The organism is Arthrobacter sp. Soil761 (assembly GCF_001428325.1).
GTDB lineage: Bacteria > Actinomycetota > Actinomycetes > Actinomycetales > Micrococcaceae > Arthrobacter.
The window spans coordinates 462,075-478,931 of record NZ_LMSF01000012.1; the positions used below are offsets into that span (position 1 = coordinate 462,075).

The window sequence follows — 16,857 nt, forward strand, 5'->3', positions numbered from 1 at the left end:
CGCGCAAGTGCCCGGTTGGGCTCAGACTCCGGACCTACCGGATCCCCGCGGCACGAAGGGTCCGGGCCAGTTCACCTGCGGCTGAGTGGAGCGTCTCCACGGTTTTCGAGATGACGTCGTCTGTGGCAAGTTCCACCGGCATGGAGCAGCTCATGGCGTCCGTCCCGGGGATGCGGTACGGAACCACCACGCTAACGCAGCAAAGCCCCACCGTGTTTTGCTCCCACTCAATGGCATGGCCCGTCTTCCGGAACTCAGTCAGCTCGGCCTGAAGCGCCTCGAAATCAGGGACGCTGTTCGGGGTCAGCTGGGGATAGGGCCCGCCGCCAAGCCGCTGCCGGACCTCCGTATCCGTGTACTCGGAGAGGATGGCTTTGCCCAGGGCCGTCACTTGGGCCGGAAGCTTGCGCCCTACCCTTGAGGACAGCCGGCGCCGGTCTACAGCCTGCCGGGTTGCAAGATAGATGACGTCGGACCGGTCGATGCGGGCGTAGTGGGTAGTGAAGGTCGTGGCATTGCGGACCTTTTCCAGAATGGCCGAAACGTGTTCCATCACCGGATCCCTGTCCAGGTACGCCGTACCGCACAGCAGGGCATGCGTGCCGATCCTATAGGCGCCCTCCGGTGTTTGCTCGATCCAGTTGAGCTCCAGGAGCGTCAACAGCAGCCAGTGCAGGCTGGAACGGGGATACCCGGTCTGCTTGAAGATCTCGGCGGTGGTGAGCGGCTGCGGAGCGGACGCCAGGAGCTCAAGGATGGCGATGGTCCGCTCTGCGGACTTGACCAGTTTGACGTCGCCGGGCGCGTCCCCCCGCGTGCCGGCCTGTACATCCAGCGGTGCCATTACCGCTCCCCCTTTCGCCGCACCGGACTGCGGCAGCTCATTTCGCGGCCAGGTGCGGGTAGTTGTCCATACCTACCCTATGACCATCGCTGGCCCAAAACCCGCCAAGGAGTCCCGTTTCAGCGTTCCCCCCGGAAGTATCGACCTCATTGGCATAGAGCTCCGCGTCGTCCTGCGGGTCGTAGCCGATGCGCCGTCCTGCCTGGAGGTTCGCCCAGCCGCGGGTGTTGGCCGAGACAGCCCACACCACGTGATGGCCCGGGGCACCGAGGTCGTTCAACGCCGCCTCCACGAGCCTGAACGAATCCGCCGGGGAAAGCCACGAACCAAGGGTCCTGGCGTTGCCCGGGCGCTGGCCGCCGGTACCTATCCGGGCACTGACCACTTTCATTCCGTACTTGTCCGCATACAGGCTGCCGAGCGCTTCCGCGGCCACTTTGCTGACCCCGTAGTACGTATCGGGCCGCGGCGGAAGTACAGCATCCGCCGCGGCATCAGCAAGGTCGTGGAAGCCCACGGCGTGCGTGGAACTGGCCAGCAATACGCGTTCGACGCCGTTGCGGCGGGCTGCTTCCAGCGTCACCTGGGTGCCGGTGATGTTGGTGGCAACGATTTCCTGCCAGGTCATTTCCCGGTGGAGTCCGCCCAGGTGGACAACCCCGGATGTGGCCCTGAGGGACGTGTTCATGAAATCTGGATCAGTTACGGATCCCACCAGGGCAACCTCGTTGGGACGCAAATTCCGGGCTTCCACCAGGTCCAGCAGCCGGACTTCATATCCGGCATCAGCAAGGTAGGGACGCAGCAACGTGGCCATCATGCCGGCACCACCCGTCATCGCGATCGCCTGTGCTTTCTGTGCTGCCGGCAAGTTTCCTCCCATGGTTGACAGCCTGTGATGCTAATCATACTCTCATGAAGTATGTTTCACATGGTAGCAGATGTTTATATATGTAAAAGGAGAATCAAAGTGGATTCGAAGCTCAAGGCACGCTCCCGTGCGGCTCTGGCATTGGCGGTGACCTCAGCCACCCTGCTGACGGGCTGTGGCAGCGGGTCGTCCGCCCCTGCGGCCAAGGATGACGGCCAGCCCATCGAGGTCTGGGCGCGCGCCGGCACCGACGCCTCCACGACCTACGCGGCGCTGTTCAAGGAATTCACGGCAAAGACCGGTATCCCGGTCAACTTCCAGGGGGTGCCGGACCTGGACCAGCAACTGCAGACCAGGGCGGCCTCCAAGAAGCTTCCGGATATCGTCATCAACGACTCCGCGGCTCTTGGCAACTACACTTCCCAGGGCTACCTGCAGAAACTGGACAAGTCAGCGGTGGACGGAGGCGACAAGATCTCCGACTCCCTGTGGAATGAGGCAGTGGGCCAGGACGGGGCTACTTACGGGGTCCCGTTCTCTCGCCAGACGATGGTGACCATGATCAGGAAGGACTGGCGCGAGAAGCTGGGTCTCCCCGTTCCCAAGACGCAGGAAGACCTCGCGGCGCTGGCCACCGCATTCGCTACACAGGACCCGGACGGAAATGGCCAGGCAGACACTTTCGGGATGACCGTTCCGGGATCCACCGAACGTGGATACCTGGGTTGGTGGGCCTCATCGTACCTTTGGCAGGACGGCGGCGCCTACCTGAAGGACAACGGCAACGGAAAGTACACCGCTTCCGCCGCAAGCAGTGAAAGCCAGAAAGGCGTCACCTGGATCAAGCAACAGTTCTGCACGCCCGGCAACACGCAGCCGGGCGCACTGACGGCGGCCACCAGCGCTGCGTCACCCTTTTTCCAGACCGGAAAGACCGGGATCATTCTCACCGGCCCCTACAACTTCTCCTCGTTTGATACGGCGCTGGGCAAGGACCGGTACGAAGTCATCGAAACTCCCAAGGGTTCGGTGGACAACACAGTCCTGGCCGAAGGCGAGAACATCTATGTCACTGCCACCAACGGCAAAAAGGACCAGACAAAGCAGGTTATCGACTACCTCGTGTCCGCCGACGGGCAAAAGGCGGGCATGACCGCCGGCAAGCAGCCGATTGTCCGCGTACCCGTCAATTCCGACGTCGATGCTGCCGCCGTCTACAACGATCCCCGGTGGACCGTCGTCCAGGACGCGCTGAAGAACTCGTCAAAGTCCTTCCCCTCGGCCATCAACTTCGTGCCGATCAAGCAGGCAGCCGCCGAATCCCTGAACAAGATCTTCTCGGACTGCGCGGCGGATAACGTGGCGTCCGGCCTTAAGGATCTCGACTCGGCCATCACCAACGAACTGACAAGCCAGAACGCCAAGTCATGACCGCAACACCAACGAAACCGGCAGGTGCCTTGACGGCGGAGCCGGAGTCAGCGCCACCGGCCCCCCGCAGCAAACGCCGCAACGGCAGACAGACCATGGCCATCTGGTTGTTCCTGGTGCCGGCCGCCGTCCTGGGCCTCTACTTCAAATTCATCCCCATGGCCGAAGGCATTCGGCTGAGCTTTTTCAAAGTGCAGCCGTTCCTGGGTGACGTTTTCGTCGGCTTCGACAACTATGTTGGCGTGCTGACGGATGCACGCTTCTTGGAGGCCCTCGGACACACTGTGGTCCTGGGCGTCACCCAGACCCTCGGCGCACTGGTGGTGGGCTTTCTTCTGGCCCTGCTCCTGGAAGGGCAGGCACGGTCACTGTGGATCCTCCGCACCACCATTTTCCTGCCTGTCGTCACGGCGCTGGCTGTGGTGGGCGAAATCTGGCGCCTGTTGTACTTCCCCACACCGGACGGACCCCTCAACAGCATCCTGGGCTGGCTAGGACTCGGCCCGCTGCAGTTCCTCAACGGTACGGACACGGCACTGTGGTCCATCGCCGTCGTCGGCATCTGGAGCGGCGCGCCCTACAACATGGTGATCATCCTTGCCGGGCTCACCGGGGTGGACCGCTCCCTATATGAGTCTGCGGGCGTGGACGGAGCCACGGTCTGGCAGCGACTGCGGTACATCACGCTGCCGGCCCTTCGTCCTTCACTGGTGATCGTCCTGACGTTGGCAGCCATCCGCAGCCTGCGCAGCTTCACGGAAGTGTACGTACTTACCGGAGGCGGCCCGGCCGGCTCAACAGAGGTGTGGATGACCCGCATGTATTCCCTGGGATTCCAGCGGAACGATATTGGCGTGGCCTCTGCCGCGGCAGTCCTGCTCCTGGTGGCCACCCTGCTCCTGACCGTTGGAACCCAGCTCCTGGCCAAAAGGAAGGCAGCACGATGAGCCAGACACTGACCCGAAAGAACTCCCGCACGGCCAGGCCGTCGTCCTCCGCCAGGTTCGACACGGCCCTGGGATGGTCGCCCCGTTTTGGACCCAACATGGTCCTGCGGATGCTGCTCTGCGCACTGGTGTTCTGCATTTTCGCCCTGCCGTTCCTGGCCATCATCTCCGGCGCTTTTGACCGGAACTCCAGCCCGACCGAGATTTCGCTGCTGCCCAAGACATTCACGCTCCAGAACTTCCAGGCAGCACAGCAGCAGGGTCTGTGGGGTTACCTGCTGAACTCCCTGGTGGTGGCCGGCGGAGGGCTCCTGCTCCAAATGACCGTTTCCGTGTTCGCCGCCTACAGCCTCAGCCGCAGGAAATTCCGGGGACAGGCCCTGGTCCTCCTGCTGGTCCTGATGACCATGATGCTCCCCGAGGAGATCATCGGCATCCCCCTGTCCCTGGTGTTGGGTGACCTCCCGCTGCTGGGCATCAGTTTGCGGGGAACCGTCCTTGCCGTCATCCTGCCGGTGGGCATCTGGGGCTTCTCCATCTTCATCATGAGCGAATTCATGAAGGAGATTCCAGCGGAAATCGAGGAGGCTGCCCGGCTTGACGGGGTGGGTGAGTTCCGCATGCTCTTCACCATCATCCTGCCTCTGTGCAAGCCGGCGCTGGGCGTCATCGGGATTTTCGGCTTCATGATGGTCTGGGACCAGTACCTCCTCCCCCTCATCGCGGCCAATGACCCCGGAGACTACACCCTGACCGTGGCACTGGCGGTACTTCGCAACGACACCACAGTCGGACCCGGCGTGCTGCTGGCGGGTGCCCTGATGGCCATGATTCCCAGCCTCCTGGTGTACCTCTTCCTGCAAAGCTCCATGATCCGCGGCATCACCTCGGGCGCAACCAAGGGCTAGGGAAGGCCCGGCCTCCCCAACCCTCCACGAAAGAATTTCCATGAATATCAGCTCAATTGTTCCTGCCACCGCGGCACCCACCGCGGCAGACCTGACGATCAACGACATCACCATCACACCGATCGCCTTTTCCGATCCGCCGCTCCTGAACGCCGTCGGCGTCCACGAGCCCCTGGTCCATAGGGTGGTCATTGAAGTCCGCACCGCCAACGGGCTCCTGGGCCTGGGCGAATGTGCCGGCGGCCAGAGCCGCCTGGACAACCTCGCCGCCGGCGCCAATGCCATCAAGGGCGTCAGTATCTTTGAAACCTCCACAATGGAGCGGCTCATCAACCAGGCGCTGGACCCAAATCTCTCTGCCTTTGAACGGGCTGCCGTCTTCTCCGCCTTCGAAGTCGCTGCCCTGGATATCCAGGGGCATGCAACGGGCAGGACCGTGAGCGAACTGCTCGGCGGCACTGTGCGGGACGAGGTCCCCTTCAGCGCCTACCTCTTCTACAAGTGGGCTGAACACCCTGCTCACGATGGACGCCCGGCCATTTCCGACGGCTGGGGCGAGGCGCTGGATCCGGAGGGCATCGTCCGGCAGGCTCGCCGGATGATCACCGAGTACGGATTCAAATCCATCAAACTCAAGGGCGGCGTCTTTCCACCCGCCCGTGAAATTGAAGCTATCCGGGCTTTGCGTGAAGCGTTCCCGGACCTTCCGCTCCGGCTGGACCCCAACACTGCCTGGACGGTGGAGACCTCGAAATGGGTGGCGGCCGAAACGAGCGGGCTGCTTGAGTACCTGGAAGATCCGACGCCGGGCCTGGAGGGAATGGGCCAGGTCGCGGCTGCTGCCCCCATGCCGCTTGCCACCAATATGTGCGTCGTGGCCTTCGACCACATCAAAAAGAGTGTGGAACTCGATTCCGTCCAGGTAATCCTCGGTGACCATCACTACTGGGGCGGCCTCCGCCACACCCGGGAACTGGGCACCATCTGCGAAACCTTCGGAATAGGATTGTCCATGCATTCCAATTCCCACCTTGGCATCAGCCTTGCTGCCATGGTCCACGTCGCCGCCGCAACGCCCGCCCTGACGTACGCCTGTGATACCCACTATCCCTGGAACGGGCACAACGACGTGGTCAAGCCCGGAGTCCTGAAGTTTGTGGACGGCAGCGTGCCGGTTCCCACCGGCACCGGCCTTGGCGTGGAGCTGAACCGGGAGAAACTGGCTGAGCTCCACCAGCAGTACCTGGACGCCCGCATGACGGCGCGGGATGACACGGGCTACATGCAGCGTTTTGTCCCCGACTTCACGGCTGCCCTCCCCCGGTGGTAGGTCCGCAGGTGATGCAGGTTACCGGCTATCTCTATCCGTGGGATGTACTGGGCGACCCGAAGGCGGTGTCATGGGTCAGGGACACCGGCGTTGACCGCGTGGCGCTTGCGGCCGCATACCACTCGGTGCGGGCCGGAACCCCACGGCATCCCACCCGGCGCGTCGTGGACGCCCGGTCGGCAGCCCTCTACGTTCCGGAAGGCGGTGCTTTCGCAGGCCGGCAGCTGATACCCGGCAACGCGAGGGAATGGACCGGGACGGAGAACGGATTCGGCGAGGCCGCAGCGGCATTTCAGGCGGAGGGCCTTCCCGTGGACGCGTGGACGGTGCTGACCCACTCCAGCGCAGTGGGCGGAAACAGCCCCGGCCTCTGCGTACAAAATGCCTTCGACGAGGTCTACAGGTACGCGCTGTGCCCGTCGCAGCCTCAGGTCCGCTCCTACGCTGCGTCCCTGGTGCGCCAAGTCCTGGAGATGGGACAGCCGGACGGGTTAATCCTCGAAGCGGCGGGTCCGCTGGGTTTCAGCCACCAGAACCGGCATGAGAAGACCGAGGGAGCCGAGTACTCAACCTGGGTGCAGGCGCTGTTGTCGCTGTGCTTCTGCGATGCATGCGCCACCGGGTACGAGGCCCGCGGGTTGCCCGCCGCCGGGTATCAAAGCCGGGTCCGCTCTGCCGTCGCGCAGGCCGATGATGCCCGAATGACAGCTGCATTTGCGTCCGGGGCAGCGGCGTTCCTTCCCCTCCTGGAGGTCCGGTGGGATGCAACGGCGATGCTGCTGGATGAGTGCTTGGCAGCGATCGAAGCCACCGGCTCCCGCCCCCGGCTGTCGCTGCACGCCACGCCGGACCCCTGGGCCACGGGGCCCTTCGTTCCGGTGGAGGCGCTCCGCAGGAGCAGGCTCTGGGGGCACCGGGGTGACCTCACCGCCGTCGTACCTTGCTGGGGCGAGCCCAGCGAAGGCGCCGTGACGGTCGAAGCCATGTTGGCCGCCGGTTTGCGGGTGGGTGCGTATGTCCTGGCGCTGCCGCCGAAGACGGCCGACGGCGGCAGGCTGGCAAGCGAGTGGCAGGTGCTTTGTGCAGCGGGAGCCAGGGAACTGCACGTGTATCACCTCGGGCTTGCCTCCTCCCGGCGCCTCTCCGCTGTTGCGGGAGGACTGATGAGTCTGCGCTGAGGTTTCAGCGCTGCCGATCAGGCTCACGCCGATGGAACGGGACCCCGGGAAGAAGTCGCCGAACGGGAAAGCCCGAGTGCCCATCCGCCGGCAACTCCAATGGCAAGAAGCATGGTGACGAAGCCGATTGCGGGGGCGCTCTGCCATGCCAGGGCACCGCCGTACCGCAGCAAGGCAAGCGCCTGCAGAATGACGAAGACAACGGAGGTCAGGGCCACGGGCCGGACGGTATGGAGGTAGCGGCTCGACTGGCCCTGCGCCGCAGACCACCCAAGACCGATCAGCCACGCCCCGATCGCCCTCGCAGTGAGCTCGGACAGTGGCCACGGCCACCACTTCGCGGCAGGAATGGGTGCCGCCAGGAGTGCCAGGCCGTAAATGAGCAGCACCCCGGCGATACCCACCATGAGCATTCGGAGCGCAGGCGGCAGCACTGGCAGTCCCGCCGTTACGGATTTGGGGGCAGGACGCCGGGACCGGATCTGCATCCAGCTGGTGACGGCCATTGCCACGGGCACGATGGCGTAGATTGCCAGCCACGCCCAGGTGGCTATTTGGGCGGTGGGGGCCGTGTCCGGTGACAGGTGGAAGCGGTTGAGATGCAGCAGGGTGACTCCCAAGGTCAGTGTCGTGAAGACGAACACGGGCCATACTGCCAGCCTCGCCGACTCCCAACCTGCCGAACGGGCGCCCGCCACCTCCAAGCCGGCGCTCGACCAGTATGCCGCCCCGAGGAAGACCGCCGTCATGGGCGGATTGACCGTCCATGCAAAGAATTCATCGGTCCGGAGCGGAAACACGAACAGCACGAGCCCGGCAAGAAACACCAGGAATGCAGCGACGTAGAGCAGCCACCGCATCGGTGCAATCAGTGGAATGGCCTCAGTTGAAGCGGACATCACCGGGCTGCTCCTCGGGTGCGGCCGGCCCGCCAGCGGCAGGGGGCGAGGCCGGGAGGGGGTTTTCGGCCAGGTAGGCGTGAAGCATTGAGACCACGGTGGCACCGTCCCCGACTGCGGTGGCCACTCTTTTGATGGAACCGGCCCGCACGTCACCGATCGCGAAGATGCCGGGCATGCTGGTTTCCAGCGCCAGCGGAGCCCTGTCCATCCCGGCGTCACTGACAGCCCTGGCACCTGTAAGGAGAAAACCGGCCGGATCACGCTCTACGGTGTCGGGCAGCCAGGAGGTCCGCGGCACTGAACCGATCAGCACGAACAAGCCGCCCGCTTCGATCTCCTCGCCCGCGATTGCTTCGGCTGCTCCGGATGCGGCGACCCTGACGGCGGCAAGGAATCCGTCCTGGTCCCGGGCCCCCACGATTGCGGTGCCAAAGCGGATCGCGACGTTCCGGGTGGCTTCAAGTTGGGAAATGAGGTATTCCGACATGCTGGCGGACAGGGTGGGTCCACGCACCAGCAGCGTTACCTTTTTCGCATACCTCGCAAGGTGCAGAACCGCCTGTCCGGCCGAGTTGCCGCCCCCCACGACACAGACATGCTTTCCGGCCATCGACGGCGCTTCGGAGACTGTGGCCCCGTAGAAGACGCCTCTGCCCACCAGATCCTCCAGTTGGGGTATGCCGAGGCGGCGGTAGTCCACACCGGTGGCCACCACTACTGCGCGGCACCGCACCGCACTCCCATCGGAAATCGACACAGTGTACAGCGGGCCGTCCGCGCTGAGCCCCGCCACCTTCCGCAGGAACAGGAAGTCAGCGCCCAAAGTCCAGGCCTGGTGAAATGAACGGTAGGCCAGGTGGGCGCCGCTCACACCGCGTGAAAAGCCAGGGTAGTTGCGGATCAACGAGCTGGTGCCGGCCTGGCCTCCCACAGCCTCCCCCTCCACCACCATGGTCGAAAGGCCCTCGGAGGAGGCATACACGGCGGCCGCGAGACCGGAGGGGCCTGCTCCCACAACCACCACATCGAAGATCTTGTCCGCCGGAGGAGGCCGCGTTACCCCCATCGCTTCGGCGATCTCCAGGTCACTGGGGTTCTCAAGGACAACTGGTGAAGCAGTGAACTCCAGCACCAGGACCGGCAGCGCGGGATGGCGCAGGCCCAGGCTCTTCAGCGTCCGTTCCGCCGTCTCGGACCCAACTGGGTGGAAGCCCACCGGGATGTGGTTCCGGCTCAGGGAGTCGCGCAGCGTATGCGTCCTTTCGTCGCCTATGTCCCCGATCAGCCGGACCGCCTCAAACCCCACCCCTTGGGCCAACTGCCAGTCATCAAGGGCGTCGGTTATCGCCCCATGGAATTCTTCGTCGCGTGAACGTTCCGGACGTATGATCACCAGCTCGGCGTACCCCTGCCCTACCGCCCGGAACACAGTCGGGGCGCTTTCGAAGTCACCCCATGTCACCACAACACCGCGTTTGGCGGCCGGGTGGAAGCCGTAGGCACGCCGCAAGAAATCAAGTCCCCCGCGGTCAGCCGGACCGTAGCACCCGAGAATGAGGGCGACCTGGCGGTTCCAGCGACGGAGCCCCTCCAGCACCGCCCGTCCGTGGGCGTGGCCGTCGCAGGCCACCTCGTAATCGGCACCGTACCGTCGGCGCAACTCATCTCCGAGCATGCGCCGGGAGGTCGCGTCGGTGGTGGCAATCAGCATGATCGGAACCGGGTCATCCATGGCCGCCGTCTTTCCGGTTCTATGGTTCGGTGGCGCTCACGATACTCGCGCAAGGACATTGGGGACAAGGGTTCTCCCTTGCCTCCGGGACGTTCCTTCGCCACCGGGGACGGAGTTGTCTGGGACCCCGGTTTTACCTCGATTCTGTCATTCCGGGGGCGCGCGAATTCTGCCAGAATGGCTCCGACGGCAGGCAAGCAGGGACCCGAACCTGAGCAGTACCGGAGGGATGAAATGGAAGACCCCGAGGAAAACCGCCCTCCTCCTGGAATCAGCCTCGCCGCCAAGCCCAGCGGATCAGGGTGCCTGGACTGCCTCAACGGTGACGGCCAAGGCTGGTGGCTGCATCTTCGCCGCTGCGCCCAGTGCGGCCACATTGGATGCTGCGATTCATCTCCCTCGCAGCATGCCAGTGCCCACGCGCGCGCCACCGGCCACCCTGTCGTACGGTCTTTCGAACCCGGGGAGGAATGGTTCTACGATCACACCACGAAGAAGTTCTTCCGTGGTCCAAGGCTTCCGGATCCCCAGTCCAGGCCACCTGAGCAGCCAGCACCTGCACCGCCAGACAAGGTACCCGCAGACTGGCGTGAGCGCCTGCACCGGTAACCACGGACCGGGTATCACCCCTGCTGTCACCGGGGCAGGCGAGAATTCCGTTGAGGCTGGGTGGATGGCAACCTCTTTTGTGGCCCTCGAAAGGCACCAACATCGTCGATGCGCGGGTCGGCGGCGCCGCCGGGCAAACGGCGCACGAAGCCTGATGTGCCTAAACTACTGACATGCCCACACGTGTTCATGAGTTTGCCTGGCCTGACCGGGTCGTCATCGGCACCATTGGTGTTCCAGGGGCGCGAACGTTCTACCTGCAGGTACGTGCAGGTAGGCAAATTGTGAGCATCGCACTGGAGAAGCAGCAGTCTGCCCAGCTCGCCGAAAAGATTGACGAAATCCTCGACGAGCTCATCGCCCTTGACGGCAATCCCTTCAGTGTTCCCACGGGTACTCCCATCGAGCTCGTCGACAATGACCAGCTCGAGGCAGTCCAGGAGCAGTTCAGGGCCGGCGCCATGAGTTTGGGCTGGGACCCGACAACGGCGCAGGTTGTGATAGAGGCCTACCCGATCATTGAAGTCGGTGCTGATGAAGACGTCGAATTGCTTGCTGGGAACGCCGCTGACGTGGCCGAAATGTTGCTGGTGCGGATGCCGGTGGGCACCGCCCGCGCATTCGCCAAACGGACCCGGGAGGTAGTGGGTGCCGGGCGTCCGGCATGCCCGCTCTGCGGTTATCCCATGGACGCCGACGGGCATACCTGCACTCTTCCTGAAGTCTGATGCCAGGGAGCCTGGACGGTAACTGGCGGGTCTACCGCAAAGCTGTCCGCAGCCGTTCCTTGAGGTCTTCAAGTGATTCACGCCATTCCGGTTCGTCAGCGTCGTCCCACAGTTCAGCAAGCTCGGACTTCTCCCCGGCAACCCGTTCAACTGCTTCCAGTGCCATCTCCACGTCTTCGGCGGTGACCTCTGCCCCGCGGGCAGCCACCCAGGTCGCCACGGTCTCCGGGAGATCGCCCAGCGGGTTGCCTTGGCTGGCGGAGGTCACTTCGGCGGCGGCGATAGCGACAGCCCCTTCGGGTGCCTCGACATACCTGTGACCTGCCTTCGCCAACGCCTGGCGCACGACGTCGACCCCTCCGGTCCCCAGCTCGTCCAGCCAGTCCAGCGCGTCGTCGTTCTCAAACGGCAGGTAGCCCCATGCACCCACGTGGTTCCCCTTCCGGTTAACGGCTAGTGGCTCCAAATATGCCAGACCGCGCCGTTGCAGGTCATACACGCGGTGGATGCCTGCAAAGCTTTTCGAGAGTGCGTGCTGAAAGTGCGGTTGTTGGCGCGGAGTGGTGGCCCGCAAAATGTCACACCCCCCTTGGATGATGAGTACATGGGAAGCGAAGCGGTGGTTAAGGCTTTTGAGGCGATCGACGCCTCGATTGCCCTGCTCCGCGCCGAGGTGGCTGAGTCCCGTAACGGGTTCCCCCAGCACACCGACCCCTTGGCCGCCGTCGCTGACGGGTGCCTGGACATCCTTGCCGGAATTTCACGAACCGAGGCCCGGGTCGCTGCGTTGAAGGCGGAGGCAACGGCCAGATATGCGGATTCCGCGCGATCTGCCGCGCCTCCTGACATGCCCGTCCAGGCGCAGGAAATGGCAATAGCGGCCGAGGTGGGCTGTGTACTGGCCATCGGCGATCGGGCTGCAGGCATGCTGTTGGAGCAATCCCATGCTTTGGCTACGTTCTTGCCACTCACCCTGGCAGCATTGCAGGCGGGAACTGTCTCGTGGCAACACGCCAGGGTGATGGTGGACAAGACCGCCACCCTTGACTGTGACGCAGCGCGGGTACTCGAGGCACACTTCCTCGGCGCTGACGCGGCCAATCCTGCCCGCGGCTGCCCGGCCGGCGAGATGCCCGCCTTCAGGTTCCGGCGGAAGGCCAGGACCTGGCGCGAACGGCACCACCCGGACAGCATCGAAAAACGCCATGCTAAGGGAGCGCGGGACAGGTGCCTGGAATATACCCCGGAGCAGGACGGCATGGCGCGGGTGTCTGCCTACCTGCCCGCGGACCAGGCGGCTGCGATCTGGAACCGCATTACCGCCATCGCCCGGGGCCTGCAAGGGCCCCACGAGAACCGGACGCTCACCCAGTTACGGGCAGACGTATTTGCTGCGGCAGTCCTGCGAAGCGACAACGGCATCAGCGGCGGCGGGGCTGAGGCCGGAGGACCCGGCATGGCCGATGTCCCTACGCCCCGGGCCGAGGTCCTGATCACCGTTCCCGTCTTCTCACTGCTGGGGCTGACAGAGGAACCGGCCACGCTGGACGGGTTCGGACCCATCCCTGCCTCCATGGCCCGGAATCTCCTAACCAATGGAGCGGATTCGTTCCATCGGGTGCTCATAGATCCACGGGACGGGGCCCCGTTGGAAATCGGCCGCACAAGCTACCGGCTGACGAAGGCCATGCGGAACTGGCTACGAATGCGCGACGGCAGATGCCCGTTCCCCGGGTGCAGCAACCAGTCCCTGGACAACGAAGCAGACCACCTCCTGGCCTGGCATCACGGCGGAACCACCGGGATCAGCAACCTGGGACAGCCTTGTCCCCGGCACCACAGACTCAAACACGCCAGCGGCTGGACACCGACCCCCGCATCACAGAACGAGCCGCCCGACTGGATTTCACCATCAGGGCGGAGATACAAAAGCGAACATCAGGACTGGGAAGCACCTCACTGGCCGTGTTCATTGGGGCAGCAAGCCACAGAACGGCAACATCCATATCCTCCTATGCCCACCGCGGTGAGGGGGACCGTGGACTATTTTCGGGAACCACCATCTGCGGGAGACGAATTCCTTCGTACCTACCTCGATGCCAAATGAACTGCCGGATATGACAGCAAGGGACCCCGCACAAAGCGTGCGGAGTCCCTTGCTGTCGGATCCTGAAAAGAAGAAACTAGAAGTCCCAGTCCTCGTCTTCCGTGTTGACGGCCTTGCCGATCACGTAGGACGAACCTGACCCCGAGAAGAAGTCGTGGTTCTCGTCAGCGTTCGGGGACAGGGCCGACAGGATGGCCGGGTTCACGTCGGTGACGGACGCCGGGAACATCGCCTCGTAGCCCAGGTTCATGAGGGCCTTGTTGGCGTTGTAGTGCAGGAACTTCTTGACGTCCTCGGCCAGGCCCACGCCGTCGTACAGGTCGTGGGTGTACTGGACCTCGTTTTCGTACAGCTCGAACAGCAGTTCGAACGTATAGTCCTTGATCTCCTGGCGGCGTTCCTCGGAGACCTTTTCCAGGCCCTTCTGGAACTTGTAGCCGATGTAGTAACCGTGAACAGCTTCGTCACGGATGATCAGGCGGATCAGGTCGGCGGTGTTCGTCAGCTTGGCGCGGGAGGACCAGTACATGGGCAGGTAGAAGCCCGAGTAGAACAGGAAGCTTTCCAGCAGCGTGGAGGCCACCTTCCGCTTCAGCGGATCGTCACCCTGGTAGTAGTCCATGACGATCTGCGCCTTCTTCTGAAGGTTCTCGTTCTCGGTGGACCAGCGGAATGCCTCGTCGATCTCCTTGGTGGAAGCCAGGGTGGAGAAGATGGAGGAGTAGCTCTTGGCGTGCACTGACTCCATGAAGGCGATGTTCGTGTACACAGCCTCCTCGTGCGGAGTGAGGGCATCCGGAATCAGGGACACCGCACCGACCGTGCCCTGGATGGTGTCCAGCAGGGTCAAGCCGGTAAATACGCGCATGGTGAGCTGCTGCTCGGCCGGCGTCAGCGTGTTCCAGGACTGGACGTCGTTGGACAGCGGCACCTTTTCCGGCAGCCAGAAGTTGTTGACCAGGCGGTTCCAGACGTCGACGTCCTTGTCGTCCTGGATGCGGTTCCAGTTGATGGCCTCGACGTGGCTGAGCAGCTTGACCTTCTCGGTCATGTCATCCCCTATGCGTTGGGTGGGTTTTCTCTAAGTTAAAGCGTACGACGGCGGGCGGGCGCCCGCCGTCGTACTGTCGCGTTGGTTGAAGCTACAGCATGCAGCTGACGCAGCCCTCAACTTCGGTCCCTTCCAGCGCGAGCTGGCGGAGACGGATGTAGTAGATGGTCTTGATGCCCTTCTTCCAGGCGTAGATCTGGGCCTTGTTGATGTCGCGCGTGGTGGCGGTGTCCTTGAAGAACAGCGTCAGGGACAGGCCCTGGTCCACGTGCTGGGTGGCGGCGGCGTAGGTGTCGATGACCTTCTCGTAGCCGATCTCGTACGCATCCTGGTAGTACTCCAGGTTGTCGTTGGTGAGGTACGGCGCCGGGTAGTACACGCGGCCCAGCTTGCCTTCCTTGCGGATCTCAATCTTGGACGCCACCGGGTGGATCGAGGAGGTGGAGTTGTTGATGTAGGAGATCGAGCCCGTCGGCGGCACGGCCTGCAGGTTCTGGTTGTAGATGCCGTGCTCCATGACCGAAGCCTTCAGAGCGCGCCAGTCTTCCTGCGTGGGGATGTGCACGTTCTTGAAGAGCTCACGGACCTTCTCGGTCTGCGGAACCCATTCCTGCTCCGTGTACTTGTCGAAAAACTCCCCCGACGCGTACTTGGACTTCTCGAAGCCGCCAAACGTCTGGCCGGTTTCGATGGCCAGCAGGTTGGAGGCGCGGACGGCGTGGTACACCACCGAGTAGAAGTAGATGTTGGTGAAGTCCAGGCCCTCTTCAGAGCCGTAGTGGACCCGCTCCCGCGCCAGGTAGCCGTGCAGGTTCATCTGGCCCAGGCCAATCGCGTGGCTCTGGTCGTTGCCCTTAGCGATGGACGGCACCGAGGTGATGTTGGACATGTCCGAGACAGCCGAGAGGGAACGGATGGCCGTCTCGATGGTCAGGCCGAAGTCCGGCGAGTCCATGGTCTTGGCGATGTTCAGTGAACCAAGGTTGCAGGAGATGTCCTTGCCGGTGTCGGCGTAGGACAGGTCATCGTTGTACGTGGTGGGCTGGGAAACCTGGAGGATCTCCGAGCACAGGTTGGACATGATGATCTTGCCGTCGATCGGGTTGGCCCGGTTCACGGTGTCCTCGAACATGATGTACGGGTAGCCGGATTCGAACTGGATCTCGGCGAGGGTCTGGAAGAACTCGCGTGCCTTGATCTTGGTCTTCTTGATCCGGGAATCGTCAACCATCTCGTAGTACTTCTCGGTGACCGAAACGTCCGAGAACGGCATGCCATAGACGCGTTCGACGTCATAGGGCGAGAACAGGTACATGTCCTCGTCCTTCTTGGCCAGTTCGAACGTAATGTCCGGAATGACGACGCCCAGGGAGAGGGTCTTGATGCGGATTTTCTCGTCCGCGTTCTCGCGCTTGGTGTCCAGGAACCGGTAGATGTCCGGGTGGTGCGCGTGCAGGTACACGGCGCCGGCACCCTGTCGGGCACCGAGCTGGTTGGCGTAGGAGAAGCTGTCTTCGAGGAGCTTCATCACGGGAATGACGCCGGAGGACTGGTTCTCGATCTGCTTGATGGGCGCGCCCACCTCGCGGATGTTGGTCAGCGCGAAGGCCACTCCGCCGCCGCGCTTGGACAGCTGCAGGGCGGAGTTGATGGAGCGTCCGATCGACTCCATGTTGTCTTCGATGCGGAGAAGGAAGCAGGAGACCAGCTCGCCGCGCTGCTTCTTGCCCGCGTTCAGGAACGTGGGGGTGGCGGGCTGGAAACGGCCTTCGATGATTTCATCCACCATCTGCAGGGCCAGCTGCTCGTTGCCGCGCGCCAGGTGCAGTGCCACCATGCAGACGCGGTCCTCGTAGCGCTCCAGGAAGCGCTTGCCGTCGAACGTCTTCAGCGTGTAGGAGGTGTAGAACTTGAAGGCACCCAGGAAGGTCTCGAAGCGGAACTTCTTCTTGTAGGCGCGGTTGAACAGCTCACGGATGAAGTTCATCGTGTACTGGTCCAGCGTCTCGCGCTCGTAGTACTGGTTCTTCACCAGGTAGTCGAGCTTCTCCTCCAGGTCATGGAAGAACACCGTGTTGTTGTTCACATGCTGCAGGAAGTACTGGTGCGCGGCCTCGCGGTCGGCGCCGAACTGGATTTCGCCGTTGGGACCATAGAGGTTCAACATGGCGTTCAGCTCGTGATAGCCCAACCCCTTGTACGCGGCGGGCATCTCAGGC

15 protein-coding genes are annotated in these 16,857 nt (G+C 63.4%); 8 read left to right on the forward strand and 7 right to left on the reverse strand.

Features of this window, described 5'->3' with window-relative positions:
- Positions 1-34: 34 nt before the first annotated feature.
- Both ASG79_RS10260 and ASG79_RS10265 read right to left on the reverse strand, forming a co-directional pair.
- Positions 35-844 (reverse strand): IclR family transcriptional regulator, encoded by an 810-nt coding sequence (locus tag ASG79_RS10260; RefSeq protein ID WP_018769419.1) that lies wholly within the window; start codon positions 842-844, stop codon positions 35-37.
- A 37-nt stretch (positions 845-881) separates the two neighbouring features.
- Positions 882-1,727 carry an NAD-dependent epimerase/dehydratase family protein gene (locus tag ASG79_RS10265; protein ID WP_235509783.1) on the reverse strand — a complete coding sequence of 282 codons (846 nt, stop codon included), beginning with the start codon at positions 1,725-1,727 and terminating at the stop codon, positions 882-884.
- Between the two features lie 87 nt (positions 1,728-1,814).
- Between ASG79_RS10265 and ASG79_RS10270 the strand changes: the two genes are divergently transcribed.
- From ASG79_RS10270 to ASG79_RS10290, 5 genes are read left to right on the forward strand one after another with little or no spacing between them, the layout of a single operon-like run.
- Positions 1,815-3,146: an ABC transporter substrate-binding protein gene (locus ASG79_RS10270; RefSeq protein WP_056390595.1), complete on the forward strand. Its 1,332-nt coding sequence runs from the start codon at positions 1,815-1,817 to the stop codon at positions 3,144-3,146.
- On the forward strand, positions 3,143-4,093 hold the full coding sequence (locus ASG79_RS10275) for a carbohydrate ABC transporter permease (RefSeq protein ID WP_056390598.1): 951 nt from the start codon (positions 3,143-3,145) through the stop codon (positions 4,091-4,093). Before ASG79_RS10270 ends, ASG79_RS10275 begins: the two co-directional genes overlap by 4 nt.
- Entirely contained in the window at positions 4,090-5,001 is a 912-nt protein-coding gene (locus tag ASG79_RS10280; RefSeq protein WP_018769423.1) for a carbohydrate ABC transporter permease, read from the forward strand. The genes ASG79_RS10275 and ASG79_RS10280 overlap by 4 nt, the downstream gene beginning before the upstream one ends.
- 40 nt (positions 5,002-5,041) lie before the next feature.
- Positions 5,042-6,331, forward strand: coding sequence for a glucarate dehydratase family protein (locus tag ASG79_RS10285; protein ID WP_056390601.1), 1,290 nt, complete (start codon positions 5,042-5,044; stop codon positions 6,329-6,331).
- A gap of 11 nt (positions 6,332-6,342) precedes the next feature.
- On the forward strand, positions 6,343-7,509 hold the full coding sequence (locus ASG79_RS10290) for a hypothetical protein (protein ID WP_018769425.1): 1,167 nt from the start codon (positions 6,343-6,345) through the stop codon (positions 7,507-7,509).
- Between the two features lie 23 nt (positions 7,510-7,532).
- Here the strand turns inward: ASG79_RS10290 and ASG79_RS10295 are convergent, their stop codons facing one another.
- Both ASG79_RS10295 and ASG79_RS10300 read right to left on the reverse strand, forming a co-directional pair.
- Positions 7,533-8,408, reverse strand: a complete 876-nt coding sequence (locus ASG79_RS10295; RefSeq protein WP_056390603.1) for a hypothetical protein — start codon at positions 8,406-8,408, stop codon at positions 7,533-7,535.
- Positions 8,392-10,143, reverse strand: coding sequence for an FAD-dependent oxidoreductase (locus ASG79_RS10300; RefSeq protein ID WP_056390606.1), 1,752 nt, complete (start codon positions 10,141-10,143; stop codon positions 8,392-8,394). Before ASG79_RS10300 ends, ASG79_RS10295 begins: the two co-directional genes overlap by 17 nt.
- Positions 10,144-10,377: 234 nt before the next feature.
- Here ASG79_RS10300 and ASG79_RS23070 point away from each other — a divergent pair, with 234 nt between their 5' ends.
- The gene (locus ASG79_RS23070; protein WP_082581721.1) at positions 10,378-10,752 is read left to right on the forward strand and encodes a UBP-type zinc finger domain-containing protein; all 375 of its coding nucleotides are present in this window, start codon (positions 10,378-10,380) and stop codon (positions 10,750-10,752) included.
- 173 nt (positions 10,753-10,925) lie between these two features.
- Positions 10,926-11,480 carry a DUF3090 domain-containing protein gene (locus ASG79_RS10305; RefSeq protein ID WP_056390609.1) on the forward strand — a complete coding sequence of 185 codons (555 nt, stop codon included), beginning with the start codon at positions 10,926-10,928 and terminating at the stop codon, positions 11,478-11,480.
- A 31-nt stretch (positions 11,481-11,511) separates the two neighbouring features.
- Here the strand turns inward: ASG79_RS10305 and ASG79_RS23725 are convergent, their stop codons facing one another.
- Entirely contained in the window at positions 11,512-11,910 is a 399-nt protein-coding gene (locus ASG79_RS23725; protein WP_056390613.1) for a DUF4259 domain-containing protein, read from the reverse strand.
- A gap of 174 nt (positions 11,911-12,084) precedes the next feature.
- On the opposite strand from ASG79_RS23725, the gene ASG79_RS10315 reads away from it, so the two are divergent.
- Positions 12,085-13,587 carry an HNH endonuclease signature motif containing protein gene (locus ASG79_RS10315; protein WP_056390619.1) on the forward strand — a complete coding sequence of 501 codons (1,503 nt, stop codon included), beginning with the start codon at positions 12,085-12,087 and terminating at the stop codon, positions 13,585-13,587.
- A gap of 76 nt (positions 13,588-13,663) precedes the next feature.
- Here the strand turns inward: ASG79_RS10315 and nrdF are convergent, their stop codons facing one another.
- Both nrdF and nrdE read right to left on the reverse strand, forming a co-directional pair.
- Positions 13,664-14,638 (reverse strand): class 1b ribonucleoside-diphosphate reductase subunit beta, encoded by a 975-nt coding sequence (gene nrdF / locus ASG79_RS10320; protein ID WP_018769429.1) that lies wholly within the window; start codon positions 14,636-14,638, stop codon positions 13,664-13,666.
- A 91-nt stretch (positions 14,639-14,729) separates the two neighbouring features.
- Complete coding sequence (gene nrdE / locus ASG79_RS10325) at positions 14,730-16,850, reverse strand: class 1b ribonucleoside-diphosphate reductase subunit alpha (protein ID WP_018769430.1); 2,121 nt, start codon at positions 16,848-16,850, stop codon at positions 14,730-14,732.
- Positions 16,851-16,857 lie beyond the last annotated feature (7 nt).

Bases quoted from the DNA above. Each gene is read 5' to 3' on its own strand.
- ASG79_RS10260 (WP_018769419.1), bottom strand. From the start codon at position 844: ATGGCACCGCTGGATGTACAGGCCGGCACGCGGGGGGACGCGCCCGGC.
- ASG79_RS10265 (WP_235509783.1), bottom strand. From the start codon at position 1,727: ATGGGAGGAAACTTGCCGGCAGCACAGAAAGCACAGGCGATCGCGATG.
- ASG79_RS10275 (WP_056390598.1), top strand. From the start codon at position 3,143: ATGACCGCAACACCAACGAAACCGGCAGGTGCCTTGACGGCGGAGCCG.
- ASG79_RS10280 (WP_018769423.1), top strand. From the start codon at position 4,090: ATGAGCCAGACACTGACCCGAAAGAACTCCCGCACGGCCAGGCCGTCG.
- ASG79_RS10285 (WP_056390601.1), top strand. From the start codon at position 5,042: ATGAATATCAGCTCAATTGTTCCTGCCACCGCGGCACCCACCGCGGCA.
- ASG79_RS10290 (WP_018769425.1), top strand. From the start codon at position 6,343: ATGCAGGTTACCGGCTATCTCTATCCGTGGGATGTACTGGGCGACCCG.
- ASG79_RS10295 (WP_056390603.1), bottom strand. From the start codon at position 8,408: ATGTCCGCTTCAACTGAGGCCATTCCACTGATTGCACCGATGCGGTGG.
- ASG79_RS10300 (WP_056390606.1), bottom strand. From the start codon at position 10,143: ATGGATGACCCGGTTCCGATCATGCTGATTGCCACCACCGACGCGACC.
- ASG79_RS23070 (WP_082581721.1), top strand. From the start codon at position 10,378: ATGGAAGACCCCGAGGAAAACCGCCCTCCTCCTGGAATCAGCCTCGCC.
- ASG79_RS10305 (WP_056390609.1), top strand. From the start codon at position 10,926: ATGCCCACACGTGTTCATGAGTTTGCCTGGCCTGACCGGGTCGTCATC.
- ASG79_RS10315 (WP_056390619.1), top strand. From the start codon at position 12,085: ATGGGAAGCGAAGCGGTGGTTAAGGCTTTTGAGGCGATCGACGCCTCG.
- nrdF (WP_018769429.1), bottom strand. From the start codon at position 14,638: ATGACCGAGAAGGTCAAGCTGCTCAGCCACGTCGAGGCCATCAACTGG.
- nrdE (WP_018769430.1), bottom strand. From the start codon at position 16,850: ATGCCCGCCGCGTACAAGGGGTTGGGCTATCACGAGCTGAACGCCATG.